The sequence below is a fragment of the Prosthecobacter sp. genome (assembly GCF_044373815.1).
Lineage (GTDB): Bacteria > Verrucomicrobiota > Verrucomicrobiia > Verrucomicrobiales > Verrucomicrobiaceae > Prosthecobacter.
Map to the genome: position 1 here is coordinate 1 of NZ_JBIPNG010000512.1, position 4,457 is coordinate 4,457.

Annotated in this window: 3 protein-coding genes and 1 pseudogene; all 4 read left to right on the forward strand. The window is 54.7% G+C overall.

What is annotated here, in order from left to right; genetic code table 11:
- Positions 1-199: pseudogene (locus tag ACIREA_RS27205) on the forward strand (DUF932 domain-containing protein); the annotation flags it as partial.
- A gap of 219 nt (positions 200-418) precedes the next feature.
- Complete coding sequence (locus ACIREA_RS27210) at positions 419-2,836, forward strand: N-6 DNA methylase (RefSeq protein ID WP_397385465.1); 2,418 nt, start codon at positions 419-421, stop codon at positions 2,834-2,836.
- A 3-nt stretch (positions 2,837-2,839) separates the two neighbouring features.
- Positions 2,840-4,120, forward strand: coding sequence for a restriction endonuclease subunit S (locus ACIREA_RS27215; RefSeq protein ID WP_397385466.1), 1,281 nt, complete (start codon positions 2,840-2,842; stop codon positions 4,118-4,120).
- 17 nt (positions 4,121-4,137) lie between these two features.
- Positions 4,138-4,457, forward strand: a 320-nt coding sequence (locus tag ACIREA_RS27220; protein WP_397385467.1) for a hypothetical protein, incomplete at its 3' end; no start/stop codon positions are given.

Consider the following 4,457-nt stretch of genomic DNA (forward strand, 5'->3'; position numbering starts at 1 on the left):
GGGTGTGTGCTCCAATCGTCTGATCCCCGACGTGCTGCATGAATGGCGTGAGCCATCCCATGATGCATTCGAAGGGAGGAACGTGTGGTCACTTTTTAATGCATACACAGAGAGCCTCAAAGGCAATCTGGCGGAGCTGCCCAAACGCACTGAAGCGCTCCATGGACTGCTCGATACGCATGTGGGGTTGAGCGCGTGAAAGGGGAGGGATTCGATTTATTCGGGTCCCTTTTCTTTAGCTGAGACCAAAATTAAGAATCGCTCTGCCCTTCATTATCGGATGGCGAAATGGTTGCGCCGGTTTTTTGACGATGGCAGATGTGCCTTCTTTCGGCGATTCACTTGCCTTCCTATTCAACCCCGGCTTTGATGCTGTTGCCTCATAGGAAAATTCCCAGAGAGGCGCAACCCAACTCGAATGGATCACGCCACCCACAACAAGATTGTCTCTTTCATCTGGTCTATTGCCGACGACTGCCTGCGGGATGTCTTTGTACGGGGCAAATACCGGGATGTGATCTTGCCAATGTTCGTTTTGCGGCGCATTGACTGCCTGCTGGAGGACACCAAGGAAGCGGTTCTGGATGAGGTTCGTTTTCAGAAGAAGGAGGCCAAGATGGCGGTGCTTGACCCTGAGGGACTGAAGGACGCCGCAAAGCAGGTATTCTACAACACCTCCAAGTTCACGCTCAAGACCCTGCTTGGGAACCCCTCCCAGCTCGTCGCCAATCTCAACCACTACCTCGACGGCTTCAGCGACAACGTCCGAGAAATCATCGAGAAATTTGATCTGGGCAACCAAATCCGCAAAATGGCCGAGGCGAATGCCCTTTTTGGTGTCATTGAGAAGTTCGTTTCTCCCGAAATCAATCTCAGTCCGCATTCCACACTTGCCCCAGATGGAAAGAAGCTGCCGGGTCTGAGCAATCTGGGCATGGGCTACGTCTTTGAGGAGCTTATCCGCAAGTTCAACGAAGAGAATAATGAGGAAGCCGGAGAGCACTTCACCCCCCGTGAGGTCATCCAGTTGATGGTTCATCTCATCTTCGAACCTGTCAGAAAGAAGCTGCCGCCCGTCATCACCATCTACGATCCCGCCTGCGGATCGGGTGGCATGCTCACTGAGGCCCAGGACTTCATCATCGACCCTGAGGGTGTCATCAAGTCCGACTCGCCAGTCCATCTCTATGGCCGAGAGATCAACCCGGAGACCTACGCCATCTGCAAGTCAGACATGATGATCAAGGGGAACAACCCCGAAAACATCCGCTACGGGTCCACTCTTGCCACGGACGAGTTCAGCACCCTGCGCTTCGACTTCATGCTCTCCAACCCGCCGTATGGGAAGAGCTGGAAGACCGACCAGGGCCAAATTTTGGAAAAAAGAGGCAGCGAGACAGTCATCATTGATGGACGCTTCGAGGTTGTGCTGCCAGCCGTGAATGGCGAAAAGCAGACCGTACCCGCCGCACCTGCTGTGGATGACGGCCAGCTCCTCTTCCTCATGGAGATGGTGAGCAAGATGAAACGGCTCAAAGACAGCCCCCTTGGCAGCCGCATCGCCACCGTTCACAATGGCTCCGCCCTCTTCACCGGGAATGCCGGCGGCGGCGCGAGCAACATCCGCCGCTACCTCATCGAGAACGACTACCTCGAAGCCATCATTCAGCTGCCGAACAACATCTTCTACAACACCGGCATCACCACCTACATCTGGGTGCTCAGCAATCACAAGGCCAAGGAGCGTAAGGGCAAAGTCCAGCTCATCGATGCCTCCCAGCTCTATGAGAAGCTGCGCAAGAACCTCGGCGAAAAGAACTGCGCCTTCACCCAGGCGCACATCGAGCAGATCACCCAGGCCTATCTCTCGATGGACGACAGGACCGCAGAAACAGGAGCGCATCAAAAGGAGCGCGGACACTCCAGTCCGCCTCAAACCACTGCAGCCGCAGGCTTGAAGAGTAAAGTCTTCCCCAACAACGAGTTCGGTTACTGGAAGATCACCGTCGAGCGCCCCCTGCGGAAGTCCGCCCAATACACTGCAGGCCGCATCGCCACCCTGCGCTTCATTCCCGCCCTCAGCACCGAGATGGAATGGATCTGGCAGCAGTGGGGGCAGAATGTTTATGACAAAGCCTTCCTCACCACGCAGAAGGAAGCCGTGGAACACTGGTTGGAGAATGAGCAGATCGAAATCAGCCCTGCTAACAAAAAGAAGCTCCTCGACACCGCCACTTGGACCTCCCGCCGGGATCTCCTCCTGGCCGCCGAGAAACTCCACAAGCATCTCGGGGAGGCCGTCAGCGACGACTTCAACACCTTTGCCGAGGAAACCAAGGCCGCTGTGAAGAAGTTGAAGCTCGACGTTAAGCCTGCTGACGTGAAAGCCATTCTTGACACCGTCTCCTGGCGCGATCCTGCTGCAAAGCCCATCATCCTCGATATTCGGCAGTTGGACATCCCGGTTGATTACGACTTCGACGCCGCCCGCTGCTTCATCTCCCACATGGATGCTGGCACCTGCTACACTTACGAGCCCGACAGCGACCTGCGCGATACCGAAAACGTACCCATGAGTTACCTCGGTGGTGCGGTATCCGCAGACTCGGCCGAGAAATGCATCGTCGCCTACTTTCAAAACGAAGTTCTACCCAACGTCCCGGACGCCTGGGTGGATGAGGAGAAGACCACTATTGGCTATGAAATTAGCTTCAACAAATACTTCTACCAGCACCAGCCACTCCGCCCGCTGGAGGATGTGGTGGCCGAAATCCGTCAGCTAGAGACCGAGACCGAAGGCCTCATGGAGCAGATCCTCCGCTTTGCCCAGCCCTGAGCCATGACCGCCTTCACGAAATACCCCCAGTATAAAGACTCCGGTCTGGAATGGCTCGGCGAGGTGCCTGAGCATTGGGAAATAAGCCGAAGCCGTCGTGTGTTTACCCAGCGCAAGGAACTCGCCAGAAAAAACGACCAACAGTTATCGGCAACTCAGGCCTATGGAGTCATTCCGCAGGCCGATTATGAGGAACGGATTGGGCGGAACGTCGTGAAGATCTCGATGCACCTGGAAAAGCGAAAGCATGTGGAGCCAGACGACTTCGTGATTAGCATGCGAAGCTTTCAGGGAGGCTTGGAACGTGCATGGGCACGCGGATGCATTCGGTCCTCCTACACCGTTCTTGAGCCAGCGATCAAAGTCACGCCCTCCTACTTTGCGTATCTTTTCAAGTGCCCTCAATACATCGGTGCCCTCCAATCGACGGGCAACTTCATTCGAGATGGTCAGGACCTGACTTATCAAAACTACATCTTGGTGGACCTTCCTTTGCCACCGCTTGCCGAACAAGAGCGCATCGGAGCCTTCCTGGATGAGAAGACGGAGCAGATCAACACCTTGATCGCGAAGAAGCAGCGGCAGATCGAGCTTCTGGACGAGCAAAAGACCATCCTCATCACCCGCGCCGTCACCCGCGGTGTTAACCCCCACGCAAAACTCAAAGATTCCGGTATCGACTGGATCGGCCAGATACCAGCGCATTGGGAAGTCGCAAAAGGCCTTCGCTACTTTCACGAAACCGACGTCCGCAGCGCCACTGGTAACGAAGAACTGCTATCCGTTTCGCATCTCACCGGAGTAACACCGCGCAGCGAGAAAAACATTACCATGTTCATGGCCGAGAGCTACGAAGGTTCAAAGTTGTGTGAGGTTGGAGACATTGCAGTGAACACAATGTGGGCTTGGATGGCTGCGCTTGCGGTATCGCGGTATCGGGGACTAGTCAGCCCCTCGTATTCCACCTACCGGCAAAAGAAGCCAGAGGCATTCGATTCGGCCTACCTCGATCATCTGCTACGCACAGAAGTATATCGATCTCATTACACAATCCATTCTACAGGGATCACCAGCAGTCGTTTACGCTTGTATCCGCATTCGTTTCTTCGATTGAAGTTCTTGTGCCCACCTCTCTCCGAACAGGTTGCAATCGTGAAGGAGGTAACAAGCCTGTGTGACAAAATCACGAATGCCTTGGGCCTCTTCGAATCCCAAATCCAAACCCTACAAACCCTACGCACCACCCTCATCGCCCACGCGGTGACGGGAAAGATCAAAGTCTAGCGCCACCCCTTCGGTTTATGGACCCCAACCTTTTCATCCGCTTTAAAGGCACCGAAGAAGAGTCTGACTCGCAGGTGTCTTTGTCGGAGCTTGGGGAGTCCTTAACCGGTTTTCACTCAGTTCTCACGGAGCTAAACTCCGTTATGGGAATTACCATCGAACCTGAAGTTCAGGCCACAGCCCTGCGTGATGGATCGGTGATTGTCGATTTGGTGCTCTTTTTCCGGGATGCCTCGGATGCACTGCCATTTGATTCAGTGACCGACTTTGTCGAGTTTCTCAAACTCGCGGAAGAACCCAAGGCTGAGGAGGTGGAGGGCTTCTTCCAATCTGTTGA

Bases quoted from the DNA above. Each gene is read 5' to 3' on its own strand.
- ACIREA_RS27215 (WP_397385466.1), top strand. From the start codon at position 2,840: ATGACCGCCTTCACGAAATACCCCCAGTATAAAGACTCCGGTCTGGAA.
- ACIREA_RS27210 (WP_397385465.1), top strand. From the start codon at position 419: ATGGATCACGCCACCCACAACAAGATTGTCTCTTTCATCTGGTCTATT.